Below are 12,445 nucleotides of genomic sequence, written 5' to 3'. Positions count from 1 at the left end.
CCGTTTCGGCCCGACCGGCGCCCGCGTTATACTCCTGCCATGCCCCTATCCCAGTTGGAAAGCCGGCTGCGCTACGAATTTCGCAATGCGGAATTGTTGCGCCAGGCTTTGACCCATCGCAGTCACAGTGCCACGCACAACGAACGGCTCGAGTTTCTCGGCGATTCCGTTCTGAATTGCGCGGTGGCCGCCCTTTTGTTCCAGCGTTTCAGCAAGCTGGACGAAGGTGACCTGTCGCGCGTGCGCGCCAATCTCGTCAAGCAGCAGTCGCTGTATGAAATTGCTCAGGCCCTGAATATTTCGGAAGGGTTGCGGCTGGGCGAGGGCGAACTGCGCAGCGGCGGCTTCCGCCGCCCGTCGATCCTCGCGGACGCATTCGAAGCCATCATCGGGGCCGTATTCCTCGATGGCGGCTTCGAAGCCGCCCAAGGGGTCATCAAGCGCCTCTACGTGCCGATTCTCGACCACATCGATCCGCGCACGCTCGGCAAGGACGCGAAGACGCTGCTGCAGGAGTACCTGCAGGGGCACAAGATCGCGCTGCCGACCTACACGGTCGTCGCCACGCATGGTGCGGCGCACAATCAGCAATTCGAGGTCGAATGCACGGTGCCGAAGCTCGACGTGAAGGTGTCGGGTTCCGGTGCGAGCCGGCGTGCGGCCGAGCAGGCTGCCGCGAAGAAGGCACTCGACGAGGTGATGGCGGCCGCGCCGATGCTGGCGTCGAAGCCGAAGCGTTCGAAGAACGCGCGTGGCTCCAAGCATGTCGAGCCCGAAATCGTGCCGGGCGTGAAGGGTGTGCAGGAAGCGCTCGACCTGCGTTCCCCGGAGCGCAAGGAGCGCGCGGCCGCGCGCGATGCGAAGGCGGTGGCGGCCGAGGCCGGCGCGGAGTCGACCGAGCGTCCGGCCCAGGCGCCGATGGCGGCGATTCGCGCATCCCACGTGGAAACGGCTTCGGACAAGGCCGAACGACCGGCGAAGCCAGCGGCCGACAAGCCGTCGGACAAGGCGGCCGAGCGCGGCGAAGCCGGATCGCGCGGGGCGGACAAGCCCGCGGAAGCCGCCTCCAGAGCGGCCGACAAGCCGGCAGGGCAGGTGAGCCAAACGACCGATTCCGCGTCGCCGTCCGCTGAAAAGCCGGTCGGTTCCGACCCTGCTTCGCGTCCGACGTTGCGCGCCCGCGATTCCGCGTCGCCCGACACCGATACGCCGCCGGGCGGCGCAAGCCTCGCTGCCGCGCAGGCGCGCGTGGCCGATGCCGACCACTGAATTGCCCATCGATCGTGCCGCGCGCCGCGCGGCCGGTTCCGAACCTGTCTCCCAAACGATATGAACACTCCCGCTCCTACCGGTTTCCGTTGCGGCATGATCGCGATCGTGGGCCGCCCGAACGTCGGCAAGTCGACGTTGATGAACGCACTCGTCGGCCAGAAGATCAGCATCACGTCGCGCAAGGCGCAGACGACCCGTCACCGCATCACCGGCATCAATACCTTCGACGACGCGCAATTCGTGTTCGTCGACACGCCGGGCTTCCAGACCCGTCACAGCACCGCGCTGAACCGCTCGCTGAATCGTGCGGTCACGTCGACGCTCACGTCGGTCGACTTGATCCTGTTCGTGATCGAGGCCGGCCGCTTCGGGCCCGACGACCAGAAGGTGCTCGACCTGATCCCGCCCGGCATGCCGACGCTGCTGATCACGAACAAGATCGACCGCGTGACCGACAAGGCATCGCTGTTCCCGTTCATGCAGAAGATGAGCGCGCTGCGCGAATTCGCCGAACTCGTGCCGCTGTCCGCGCAGAAGCCGGAAGACATCAAGCGTCTGCTGGAAACGATCAAGCCGTATTTGCCGGAAGGCGAGCCGATCTACGGCGAGGACGAGTTGACCGACCGCAGCTCGCGTTTCCTCGCGGCTGAAATCCTGCGCGAGAAGGTGTTCCGCTGGACCGGCGACGAATTGCCTTACACGAGCACCGTCCTGATCGACAAGTTCGAGGAAGAGGGGCGCCTGAAACGCATCTTCGCGACGATCCTCGTCGAACGCGATTCGCACAAGGCGATGGTGATCGGCAAGAAGGGCGAGAAGCTCAAGCAGATCAGCACCGAAGCGCGGATGGACATGGAAAAGCTGTTCGACGGCCCCGTGTACCTCGAGACCTTCGTGAAGGTGAAGAGCGGCTGGGCCGACAACGAGGCGGGGCTGCGCGCCTATGGGTACGAATGACGCGCTGACGTCGACCGAAGACGCGGTGACGGCCGGCGCGAACGACGCGCCGCTGCCGACACCGCCCGAACCGCCGCGTCGCAAGGCGCGACGTGCGACGTCTCGCACGTCCGATTTCCGCGTCGCCGAGCAGCCGGCGTTCGTGCTGCACAGCTATCCGTACCGCGAAACAAGCCTGATCATCGACGTGCTCACGCGTGATCACGGCCGGCTCGCACTCGTCGCGAAAGGCGCGAAGCGCCCGCATTCCGCACTGCGCGGCGTGCTGCAGACGTTCCAGCCGCTCTTGCTGTCGTGGTCGGGCAAATCCGAAGTGCGCACGCTGACGGGCGCCGAGTGGGTGGGCGGCATGCTGCCGCTCGGCGGCGACGGGCTGCTGTGCGGCTTCTACGCAAACGAACTGCTCGTAAAATTCTGCGCGCGCGAGGATCCTCAGCCGCCGCTCTTCAATCATTACGTGTTGACGCTCACGCGCCTCGCGCACGGCGAACCCGCGGTGCAGGTGCTGCGCTCGTTCGAGCGCGTGCTGCTGCGCGAGACCGGTTATGCAATGGCGCTGAACCGCACGGTCGCGCGCCGCGCAGTCGAGCCCGATGGCCGGTACGTGTTCGATCCCGAGCGCGGCGTGCGCAATGCGGGCGACGACGTGCCGTCGCATTGGCCGGTGATTTCAGGACAGACGTTGCTCGACATGGAGCAGGACGATTACCATCGAGCCCAGACGGTCGCGCAAAGCAAGACGCTGATGCGCTTCCTGCTGAACACCTATCTCGGCGGTACGCCGCTTGCCACGCGTCAGATCCTGATCGACCTGCAAAATCTATGAGCTTCTTCCTGACAACGCCCACCGCCATCGACCTCGGCGTGAACATCGACCACGTCGCGACGCTGCGTAACGCGCGCGGCACGACCTATCCCGACCCGATTCGCGCAGCCCTGGCCGCCGAAGAGGCCGGCGCGGACGTGATCACGCTGCACCTGCGCGAGGATCGCCGTCACATCGTCGACGCGGACGTGCGCAAGCTGCGTCCGCTGCTGAAGACGCGGATGAACCTCGAGTGCGCGGTGACGGCCGAGATGCTCGACATCGCATGCGAAGTGCGTCCGCACGACGCGTGCCTCGTGCCCGAGAAGCGCGAGGAACTGACGACCGAAGGCGGTCTCGACGTCGCCGGCCGCTTCGAGGCCGTGCGCGCGGCGTGCAAGCAGCTTGCCGACGCCGGCGTGCGCGTGTCGCTGTTCATCGACCCGGACGAGACGCAGATTCGCGCGGCGCACGAAGCTGGCGCGCCGGTTGTCGAGCTGCATACGGGCCGCTACGCCGATGCGCACGACGAAGCCGAGCAGCAGCGCGAGTACGAGCGCATCGTCGCGGGCGTGCAGGCCGGTGGGCAACTGGGCCTGAAGGTCAACGCCGGTCACGGTCTGCACTACACGAACGTGCAGCAGATCGCCGCGATCGACGGCATCGTCGAGCTGAACATCGGTCACGCCCTCGTCGCGCACGCGATTTTCGCGGGCTGGGACAATGCGGTGCGCGAGATGAAGGCGATCATGGTTGCGGCGCGTGTCGCCGCACTGCACGGCGGCGCGCGCTGACGATGACGCCGGTGCGCACGCGCTTCGCTCGTCGTCCTGTGCCGTCGATGCAACCCGAGGGGTGTTGACATGGCGATCTACGGCATCGGTACCGACATCGTCCAGGTGAGCCGCATCGCGGCCGTGCTTGAGCGCACGGGGGGCCGGTTTGCCGAGAAGGTGCTCGGCCCCGACGAACTGCAGGTGTTCCACGCGCGCCGCGCGCGTTCCGAGGCGCGCGGCATCGCGTTTCTCGCGACGCGTTTTTCCGCGAAGGAAGCGTTCTCGAAGGCGATCGGCCTCGGCATGCACTGGCCGATGACGTGGCGTGCGCTGCAGACCCTCAATCAACGCAGCGGCGAGCCGTACGTCGTCGCGTCGGGTGAGCTGGCCGACTGGCTTGCCGCGCGTGGCATCACGGCACGCGTGACGGTCAGCGACGAACGCGACTATGCGGTGTCGTTCGTGGTCGCCGAGACGGACGCCGCCCCGCCTGCACCTGTTTCCCGAACTACTCCCTGACGGACTTTCCGATTCGATGAAAACGACTCCCGGCCCGGTCATGCTCGACGTCGTCGGCACGGCCCTGTCGCGCGACGATGCGCGGCGCCTTGCGCATCCGAACACCGGCGGCGTGATCCTGTTCGCGCGGCATTTCCAGAACCGCGCGCAACTGACCGCGTTGACCGATTCGATCCGCGCGGTGCGCGAGGACATCCTGATCGCCGTCGATCACGAAGGCGGCCGCGTGCAGCGGTTCCGCGCCGATGGTTTTACGGTCTTGCCCGCGATGCGCCGCCTCGGCGAACTGTGGGATCGCGACGTGCTGCTCGCGATGAAGGTCGCGACCGCGGTCGGCTACATCCTGGCCGCCGAGTTGCGCGCATGCGGAATCGACATGAGCTTCACGCCCGTGCTCGATCTCGACTACGGGCACTCGAAGGTGATCGGCGATCGCGCGTTCCACCGCGACCCGCGCGTCGTCACGCTGCTCGCGAAGAGCCTGAACCACGGGCTGTCGCTCGCCGGCATGGCGAACTGCGGCAAACATTTCCCGGGGCACGGTTTCGCGGAAGCCGATTCGCACGTCGCGTTGCCGACCGACGACCGTTCGCTCGACGAGATCCTCAAGCAGGACGTCGCGCCGTACGACTGGCTCGGCCTGTCGCTGTCCGCGGTGATTCCGGCACACGTGATCTACACGCAAGTCGACAAGCGGCCGGCGGGCTTCTCGCGCGTATGGCTGCAGGACATCCTGCGCGGCCGGCTGGGCTTCACCGGCGCGATCTTCAGCGACGACCTGTCGATGGAAGCGGCGCGCGAAGGCGGCACGCTCACGCAGGCGGCCGACGCGGCACTCTCCGCCGGCTGCGACATGGTGCTCGTGTGCAACCAGCCGGACGCGGCCGAGGTCGTGCTGAACGGGCTGAAGGCAAATGCGTCGACCGAGTCGGTGCGGCGCATCAAGCGGATGCGGGGGCGCGGCAAGGCGCTCAAATGGGACAAGCTGATCGTGCAGCCCGAATATCTGCAGGCGCAGACGCTGTTGAGCAGTGCGCTGACGTAAGCGGGAAGGGTGACGAGACACCGCACCGTTCCGGTTGCTGGAAACAAAAAGCCGCGCTGATACGCGGCTTTTTTGTCGGGGCGATCAGTGGGGCGATCCGTTTTCACGCAACTAACCGTCAAATCCGGCCAGCGCCCGCGACAACCGCCGCCCGGTCAGTTGACCTTCATCCGCTGCAGCTTGTTGTACAGCGTCTTGGGGCTGATGCCGAGCAGTGTCGCCGCCCGGTGGCGCGTGCCGCCGACCGCGTCGAGCGTTGCGCGGATCAGCAGATCCTCGACGTCGGACAGCGGGGTGCCGACCTTGATCTGCACGCTGCTGCCGTTCAGCGCGGCACCGGCCGCGAAGCTGGCCTCGCCCGCCCGCAGCGTTTCGATGAAGTCGCCCGAGGCGTCGTAGGCAAAGCGCACACGCTCCTGCAGTTCGCGCACGTTGCCCGGCCATTCGTAGGACAGGCATTCGCGCACGAAGCCCGGCGCCGCACGCTTGTCGGTCGTGCTGCGGCCCGTGGCGCGTGCTTCGCGATTCAGTTCGTCGATCAGCGCATCGGCGATCGCGAGCGCATCGCCGTCGCGCTCGCGCAGCGGCGGCATCGTGATCGACGCTGCATCGAGACGCAGCCACAGATCCTCGCGCAGCGTGCCGTTCGCGACCGCTTCGCGCGCGGGGCGGCGCGTCGTCGCGATCAGCCGGAAGTCGCTGGCGATCGAACTCGTGCCGCCGATCCGCATGAAGTTCTGCGAATCGAGCGCATGCAGCAGCGCTTCCTGCAGCACGAGCGGCAGCGCGGTGATCTCGTCGAGGAACAGCGTGCCGCCGCCGGCCTGTTCGAACAGGCCCGATTCGCGCCGCTCGGCGCCGTCGAACGCGCCGCGCTCATGGCCGAACAGCACGCTGTCGAGCGACGCGCCGTGACGTCCGGCTTGCGCGATCGTGCGGCAGTCGAACGACACGAACGGCCCCTTGCGGCGGCGGCTCAGGTCATGCAGCGTGCGCGCGGCCAGCTTCTTGCCGGTACCGGCTTCGCCTGCGAACAGCACGGCCGTTTCGGTACGCGCGTTGTGCTCGATCATGTCGTACACGTGCTGTATCGGTTCGCTGCGGCCGACGAGGGCGCCGAAGCGGCCGAGGTGGCGCAGCGACGCGCGCAGCGTCTGCACTTCATCGATCAGTTCGTAGGGCCGAGGAATCCGGGCGAGCAGGCTGCGCAGGCGCGGGATGTTGATCGGCTTCAGCAGGTAGTCCCAGATGCCGTGACGCAGGCCTTCGATCGCGCTCTCGACGGTCGCGTTGCCCGTCAGCACGATCACCGGCAGCGAGCCGTTCGGCTGTTGCTGCGGCAGGTGCTGGAGCAGGTCGAATCCGCTGCCGTCCGGCAGGTTCAGGTCGACGAGGACGACATCGGGAATCGAGCGGCCGAGCGCCGTGCGCGCTTCGGCGAGCGACGTGGCCGTGTCGACCGAGAAGCCGTCTGCGGCGAGCAGCGCGGTGAGGCCGGACAGACTGTTGGGATCGTCTTCGACAATCAGGGCGTGTGGCATGGTGAACGCGAGTCGAGTCAAGAGAGGCGGGCTGTCGGCATCGAGCCGGCCGCAGCCGCATGTCAGAATAAAAACTGATTTTATGCCCCGCCGAACGCGTAACGAGCATTATTTCTCCGGCGCTATAAAACAGTTACCGATGATACAAATTGAATATCTTTACCGGTGGCTTTTGTGCTGCTTATGGCGGCAGCGTGCGGCCGCTGTTGGTGCCGGACAAACAAAAAGCGCCCCGAAGGGCGCTTTGTTCGATGCGGAAATCGCAGACCGATTAGGCGCGGCTGCGGTATTCGTTCGTACGCGTATCGATTTCGATCTTGTCGCCGGTGTTGCAGAACAGCGGCACTTGCAGTTCGAAGCCCGTTGCGAGCTTTGCGTTCTTCAGCACCTTGCCCGACGACGTGTCGCCCTTGACGGCCGGTTCCGTGTAGGTGATTTCGCGAACCAGGATCGTCGGCAGTTCGACCGAGATCGCCTTCTCGTTGTAGAACACGACTTCGCAAGCCATGCCGTCTTCGAGGTAGTTCAGCGCTTCGCCCATCATTTCCGCTTCGACTTCGTACTGGTTGTAGTCGGCGTCCATGAACACGTACATCGGGTCGGCGAAGTACGAGTACGTCACTTCCTTGCGGTCGAGCACGACGACGTCGAACTTGTCGTCAGCCTTGTAGACCGATTCCTGGCCTGCGTTCGTCAGCAGGTTCTTCATCTTCATCTTGACGACGGCGGCGTTACGGCCCGACTTGTTGTATTCCGTCTTTGCGATGACCCATGCGTCGCTGCCGATCTGCACGACGTTGCCTACGCGGAGTTCCTGTGCGGTCTTCATAAAAAAACTGTCCTGATCCAATCAAATAAATAGGTGCCTGAGCGTTGCGCAACGGCTGACGGCGCAAGCGGGGGTGCGTTCCGGTGGGCGCCAGGAGCCCAAACGCGAGCGCTTGCATGGTCAGCCGTCGGATAACCGCTTATTTTAACTGAGATTTTGCGTATTCCGCCAGCTTTCCGGCGAGATCGCCGACGCTCGCCAACTCGTCGGCCCAGCGGGCTGCATTCGCGTCGAGCACGGTGCGATGTTGCAGTAAATCGGCCCAATCGGGCGTGCCGGCGCCGTTCCACGCATGCCAGAAGCGTTCCAGCGCCGCGCGTGGCGCGTCGGCGAGGCCTGCCGACACATGCGCGAGCGCAGCGTCGAGTTTCGGCAGATGCGCATCGTCCGCCTGCGGGTAGATGTGCCATACGAACGGCTTGCGGGCCCATTGCGCGCGAACGAACGAGTCCTCGCCGCGCACGAAATTCACGTCGGCCGCCCACAGCAGCGGATCATAGTCTGCCTGCGGGACGAACGCGAGCCCGTACGCGGTCAGGTTGCCGCTGCTCGCGCGTGCGCCGGCGTCGAACGATTCGACCCCGAAGAAGCGCGCAAGCGCGGGCGATATGCGACCGGCCGGCACCAGCGCGACCACGGGCGACGGGCCGTCGCGCCACTGCGCGAACAGCGCGTCGACGGCCGGATTCTCGTACGCGAACAGGCTGACGACTGTCGTGCCGGGCGCGGGCGGCGCGCTGCCGGTCGTACGCTGCCACCATGCGGCGCGTGCCGCGGCATCGGCTTCGAAGACCGCGCGGCGCGCATCGAGATCGCGCTCCTTCAGCACGCCGCCGGTGCCGGCCGACAGTCCTGGAAAGAAGAACGTCTTCAGGAGCGGATAGCGCGGATGCGGCGACGGGCGCAAATGGAAATCGGCGACCCAGTCCTCGGCGCTCAGGTATTCGAGGTTGATCCACACCGGGCGGCGCGCGCGGCGCGCCATCGCCGCGAGATACGCGCCGGGCAGTTCGCACGCGAACGCCTCGATCACGACGTCGGCGATGTCCAGCGCGTCGCCGGCTTCCGCATGCCAGTGTTCGACGACGATGCCGTCGAGCGTCTGGCGCCCGGCATCGGGATCGACCCCCGGCAGCAGGCGCGCGAACGTGCCCAGGTCGTCGATGAAGAGGCGAACCTGCCAGCCGTGCTCGTGAACGAGCTGGCGGGCGAGACGCCAGCACACGCCGATGTCGCCGAAGTTGTCGATCACAGTGCAGAAGAGGTCGCACGCGATCGGTTCGTCGGGCGCGAGCGGCGAAGGAGAGACGGGGGCGGTGCGGGGCATCGAAGCGGGCCGGTGAATGCTCTAAACTGGCGATTCTAATGGACCCGTTCCGCGCCACAAGGTGCCCGGATCACGCATGACATCCCCAGAAGCCGCCGACATCCCGTTCGAACCGAAGAAAATCCTCGCGCAATTGCCGCACATGCCGGGCGTCTACCGCTACTACGACGCGGCGGGCGCCGTGCTCTACGTCGGCAAGGCGCGCGACCTGAAGAAGCGCGTATCGAGCTATTTCACCAAGACGCAGTTGTCGCCGCGCATCGCGATGATGGTCACCCGCATCGCGCGCATCGAGACGACCGTCACGCGCTCGGAGGCCGAGGCGCTGCTGCTCGAGAACAACCTGATCAAGGTGCTCGCGCCGCGCTACAACATCCTGTTTCGCGACGACAAGTCGTATCCGTACCTGAAGCTCACCGCGCATCGTTTCCCGCGCATGGCCTACTACCGCGGCTCGGTCGACAAGCAGAACCAGTATTTCGGGCCGTTCCCGAGCGCGTGGGCGGTACGCGAGAGCATCCAGATCCTGCAGCGTGTGTTCCAGTTGCGCACCTGCGAGGATTCGGTGTTCAACAACCGCACGCGGCCGTGCCTGTTGCACCAGATCGGGCGCTGCACGGCGCCGTGCGTCGGTGCGATCTCGGCGGACGACTACGCGATCGACGTGTCGAACGCCGCGCGCTTCCTGCTCGGCCGGCAGTCGGAAGTGATGAAGGAGCTCGAGCAGAAGATGCACGCGTTCGCGGGCGAGCTGAAGTTCGAGCAGGCGGCGGCCGTGCGCAACCAGATGAGTTCGCTCGCGACGGTGCTGCACCAGCAGGCGATCGAGGTCGGCAGCGACAGCGACGTCGACATCCTGGCGGTCGTCGCGCTGGGCGGCCGCGTGTGCGTGAACCTCGCGATGGTGCGCGGCGGGCGACATCTCGGCGACAAGGCTTATTTCCCGACGCACGTCGAAAGTGCGCTGACGCTTGCCGAAGGCGGCCTCGGTGACGACACCGACGCGCTGGCTGCGGCCGGGGCGCAGCCTGATCTGGCGGCGGAAGACGCGACCGTAGAGGCTGCAGAAGAGGCGGTGGAAGAGGCGGCCGGTACGCGCGGTGCGATCCCGTCGGTGGAGGCCGAGGTGCTCGATGCGTTCATCGCGCAACACTATCTTGGCAATCGCGTGCCGCCCGTGCTGGTCGTCAGCCATGCGCCCGCGAGCCGCGACCTGCTCGAACTGCTGTCCGAACAGGCCGGCCACAAGGTGTCGATGGTGCGGCAGCCGCAGGGGCAGCGGCGCGCGTGGCTGTCGATGGCCGAGCAGAATGCGCGGCTCGCGCTCGCGCGGCTGCTGTCCGAGCAGGGCTCGCAGCAGGCACGTACGCGTGCGCTCGCGGAGACGCTCAGCTTCGAATGCGACGATCTCGCGACGCTGCGGATCGAGTGTTTCGACATCAGCCATACAATGGGCGAGGCGACGCAGGCGTCGTGCGTCGTCTACCACCATCACAAGATGCAGTCGGGCGAGTACCGTCGCTACAACATCACCGGCATCACGCCGGGCGACGATTACGCGGCGATGCGGCAGGTGCTCACGCGCCGCTATGAGAAGATGGTCGAACAGGCTGCGCAGGCGGCCGCTGCCGACGATGCGACCGGCATCGACGGCGAATCGACGCGACAGGCGGAGGCATCGAGCCTGCTGCCGAACATCGTGCTGATCGACGGCGGGAAGGGGCAGGTCGAGATTGCCCGCCAGGTGTTCACGGAGCTCGGGCTCGACACGTCGATGCTGGTTGGCGTCGCGAAAGGCGAGGGGCGCAAGGTTGGCCTCGAGACGCTCGTGTTCGCGGACGGTCGTTCGCCGCTCGAACTCGGCAAGGAAAGCGCCGCGCTGATGCTCGTCGCGCAGATCCGCGACGAGGCGCACCGTTTTGCGATCACCGGGATGCGCGCGAAGCGGGCTAAAGCGCGCCAGACTTCGCGGCTGGAGGAGCTCGAAGGGGTCGGCGCGAAACGCCGGCAGCGGTTGCTCGCGCGGTTCGGCGGGCTGCGCGGCGTCGTTGCGGCCAGCGTCGAGGAACTGGCGAGCGTCGACGGCATCTCGCATGCGCTGGCCGAGCAGATCTACAAGCAGCTTCACTGACAGGCCGTGCGGCCGCCGCCCTTGCGCGCGTTCTGGCGTTCTTGTGGCAGGCCGGTCGACACGGCACAATTGCGAATCCTTTACTGACCCGCATGCCATGCCGTTCAATTTCCCGATTTTCCTGACGTGGGTACGGATCGTGTTGATCCCGCTCGTCGTCGGCGTGTTCTATCTGCCGGACACGGTGATGGGCGGCGCGCACCGCAATATCGCGGCGGCGGCGATCTTCATTCTCGCTGCGCTGACCGACTGGTTCGACGGGTATCTCGCCCGCAAGTGGAACCAGACGTCGTCGTTCGGTGCATTCCTCGATCCGGTCGCGGACAAGCTGATGGTGACGGCGGCGCTGCTGATCCTTGTGCAGATTTCGCGGGTCGACGCGGCGATTGCGTTGGTAATCGTCGGCCGCGAGATCGCGATCTCCGCGTTGCGCGAGTGGATGGCACAGATCGGCGCGTCGAAGAGCGTCGCGGTGAACCAGCTTGGCAAGTTCAAGACCGCATGCCAGATGGTCGCGATCCCGATGCTGCTTTACTACGGCCCGCTGCCGCTCGGCATCGCGACGATCGACACGCGCGTGTGGGGCGAATGGCTGATGTATCTCGCGGCGGTGCTGACGATCTGGTCGATGCTGTACTACATGAAGCTCGCATGGCCGCAGATTCGCGAGCGCGGCGGCGCGTGACGAGGGTGCATACGTTCGATCGCGCAGGTTTTTGGAAAAAGGGCTGGAAAAGCCCTTGACATACGAATGTGCCTTCGACATAATCTCGCTTCTCCGCTGCACGACGATGTAAGTGTGTGACGGGGAAGCAGTAGCGCAGCAATACGCGGGAGTAGCTCAGTTGGTAGAGCGCAACCTTGCCAAGGTTGAGGTCGCGAGTTCGAGACTCGTCTCCCGCTCCAGATTTTTCTGGCAGCGTGTTGTACGGCAAAGCGCTGCAGATGCAGGACACATGCGGGAGTAGCTCAGTTGGTAGAGCGCAACCTTGCCAAGGTTGAGGTCGCGAGTTCGAGACTCGTCTCCCGCTCCAAGTAATGGGGAAGCCAAGCTTCCCTTTTTATTTGATGGACTGATGGTCCTCGAATAAAAATCTGTCGGTTGTCTTCATGGCATCCGGACAGTCCGCTTTTGGCGCGATAGCAAAGCGGTTATGCAGCGGCCTGCAAAGCCGTTTAGGCCGGTTCGACTCCGGCTCGCGCCTCCAAGTAGAACGAGATAAAGCCCTGATTCGTCAGGGCT

General features: G+C 65.6%; 11 protein-coding genes and 3 tRNA genes. 11 read left to right on the top strand and 3 right to left on the bottom strand.

Going from position 1 to position 12,445, the window contains the following annotated elements; all coding sequences use genetic code 11:
- Positions 1-39: 39 nt before the first annotated feature.
- The 6 genes from rnc (at position 40) to nagZ (ending at position 5,374) form a co-directional block, all read left to right on the top strand.
- Positions 40-1,269 carry a ribonuclease III gene (gene rnc / locus DIE13_RS22055; RefSeq protein WP_124829258.1) on the top strand — a complete coding sequence of 410 codons (1,230 nt, stop codon included), beginning with the start codon at positions 40-42 and terminating at the stop codon, positions 1,267-1,269.
- Positions 1,270-1,329: 60 nt separating this feature from the next.
- Complete coding sequence (era, locus tag DIE13_RS22050; protein WP_096507522.1) at positions 1,330-2,229, top strand: GTPase Era; 900 nt, start codon at positions 1,330-1,332, stop codon at positions 2,227-2,229.
- Positions 2,216-3,055, top strand: coding sequence for a DNA repair protein RecO (gene recO, locus DIE13_RS22045; protein WP_124829256.1), 840 nt, complete (start codon positions 2,216-2,218; stop codon positions 3,053-3,055). The genes era and recO overlap by 14 nt, the downstream gene beginning before the upstream one ends.
- The gene (pdxJ, locus tag DIE13_RS22040) at positions 3,052-3,828 is read left to right on the top strand and encodes a pyridoxine 5'-phosphate synthase (RefSeq protein WP_124829254.1); all 777 of its coding nucleotides are present in this window, start codon (positions 3,052-3,054) and stop codon (positions 3,826-3,828) included. The genes recO and pdxJ overlap by 4 nt, the downstream gene beginning before the upstream one ends.
- Before the next feature lie 69 nt (positions 3,829-3,897).
- Positions 3,898-4,329 (top strand): holo-ACP synthase, encoded by a 432-nt coding sequence (acpS, locus tag DIE13_RS22035; protein WP_124829252.1) that lies wholly within the window; start codon positions 3,898-3,900, stop codon positions 4,327-4,329.
- 16 nt (positions 4,330-4,345) lie between these two features.
- Positions 4,346-5,374, top strand: coding sequence for a beta-N-acetylhexosaminidase (gene nagZ / locus DIE13_RS22030; protein ID WP_124829250.1), 1,029 nt, complete (start codon positions 4,346-4,348; stop codon positions 5,372-5,374).
- A gap of 155 nt (positions 5,375-5,529) precedes the next feature.
- Here nagZ and DIE13_RS22025 read toward each other — a convergent pair whose 3' ends face one another.
- From DIE13_RS22025 to earP, 3 genes are all read right to left on the bottom strand, one after another.
- Positions 5,530-6,915 carry a sigma-54 dependent transcriptional regulator gene (locus DIE13_RS22025; protein WP_124829248.1) on the bottom strand — a complete coding sequence of 462 codons (1,386 nt, stop codon included), beginning with the start codon at positions 6,913-6,915 and terminating at the stop codon, positions 5,530-5,532.
- A 271-nt stretch (positions 6,916-7,186) separates the two neighbouring features.
- Positions 7,187-7,744, bottom strand: a complete 558-nt coding sequence (efp, locus tag DIE13_RS22020) for an elongation factor P (RefSeq protein ID WP_034206788.1) — start codon at positions 7,742-7,744, stop codon at positions 7,187-7,189.
- Positions 7,745-7,883: 139 nt separating this feature from the next.
- A complete protein-coding gene (earP, locus tag DIE13_RS22015; RefSeq protein WP_124829246.1) occupies positions 7,884-9,071 on the bottom strand; it encodes an elongation factor P maturation arginine rhamnosyltransferase EarP in 1,188 nt (395 codons plus the stop codon).
- A 76-nt stretch (positions 9,072-9,147) separates the two neighbouring features.
- On the opposite strand from earP, the gene uvrC reads away from it, so the two are divergent.
- The 5 genes from uvrC (at position 9,148) to DIE13_RS21990 (ending at position 12,410) form a co-directional block, all read left to right on the top strand.
- A complete protein-coding gene (gene uvrC / locus DIE13_RS22010; RefSeq protein WP_124829244.1) occupies positions 9,148-11,202 on the top strand; it encodes an excinuclease ABC subunit UvrC in 2,055 nt (684 codons plus the stop codon).
- 97 nt (positions 11,203-11,299) lie between these two features.
- On the top strand, positions 11,300-11,887 hold the full coding sequence (gene pgsA / locus DIE13_RS22005) for a CDP-diacylglycerol--glycerol-3-phosphate 3-phosphatidyltransferase (RefSeq protein WP_124829242.1): 588 nt from the start codon (positions 11,300-11,302) through the stop codon (positions 11,885-11,887).
- Positions 11,888-12,032: 145 nt separating this feature from the next.
- A tRNA-Gly gene (locus tag DIE13_RS22000) sits at positions 12,033-12,108 on the top strand.
- Positions 12,109-12,160: 52 nt separating this feature from the next.
- Positions 12,161-12,236, top strand: a tRNA-Gly gene (locus DIE13_RS21995).
- Between the two features lie 100 nt (positions 12,237-12,336).
- Positions 12,337-12,410, top strand: a tRNA-Cys gene (locus DIE13_RS21990).
- Positions 12,411-12,445 lie beyond the last annotated feature (35 nt).

Source organism: Burkholderia sp. Bp9016 (assembly GCF_003857765.1).
Classification (GTDB): domain Bacteria; phylum Pseudomonadota; class Gammaproteobacteria; order Burkholderiales; family Burkholderiaceae; genus Burkholderia.
The sequence above is the reverse complement of the archived record's forward strand: the minus strand, read 5'-3'. Positions and strand labels throughout refer to the sequence as shown.

Excerpts from the sequence above, each read along its gene's own strand:
- rnc (WP_124829258.1), top strand. The coding sequence starts at position 40 with ATGCCCCTATCCCAGTTGGAAAGCCGGCTGCGCTACGAATTTCGCAAT.
- era (WP_096507522.1), top strand. The coding sequence starts at position 1,330 with ATGAACACTCCCGCTCCTACCGGTTTCCGTTGCGGCATGATCGCGATC.
- recO (WP_124829256.1), top strand. The coding sequence starts at position 2,216 with ATGGGTACGAATGACGCGCTGACGTCGACCGAAGACGCGGTGACGGCC.
- pdxJ (WP_124829254.1), top strand. The coding sequence starts at position 3,052 with ATGAGCTTCTTCCTGACAACGCCCACCGCCATCGACCTCGGCGTGAAC.
- acpS (WP_124829252.1), top strand. The coding sequence starts at position 3,898 with ATGGCGATCTACGGCATCGGTACCGACATCGTCCAGGTGAGCCGCATC.
- nagZ (WP_124829250.1), top strand. The coding sequence starts at position 4,346 with ATGAAAACGACTCCCGGCCCGGTCATGCTCGACGTCGTCGGCACGGCC.
- DIE13_RS22025 (WP_124829248.1), bottom strand. The coding sequence starts at position 6,915 with ATGCCACACGCCCTGATTGTCGAAGACGATCCCAACAGTCTGTCCGGC.
- efp (WP_034206788.1), bottom strand. The coding sequence starts at position 7,744 with ATGAAGACCGCACAGGAACTCCGCGTAGGCAACGTCGTGCAGATCGGC.
- earP (WP_124829246.1), bottom strand. The coding sequence starts at position 9,071 with ATGCCCCGCACCGCCCCCGTCTCTCCTTCGCCGCTCGCGCCCGACGAA.
- uvrC (WP_124829244.1), top strand. The coding sequence starts at position 9,148 with ATGACATCCCCAGAAGCCGCCGACATCCCGTTCGAACCGAAGAAAATC.
- pgsA (WP_124829242.1), top strand. The coding sequence starts at position 11,300 with ATGCCGTTCAATTTCCCGATTTTCCTGACGTGGGTACGGATCGTGTTG.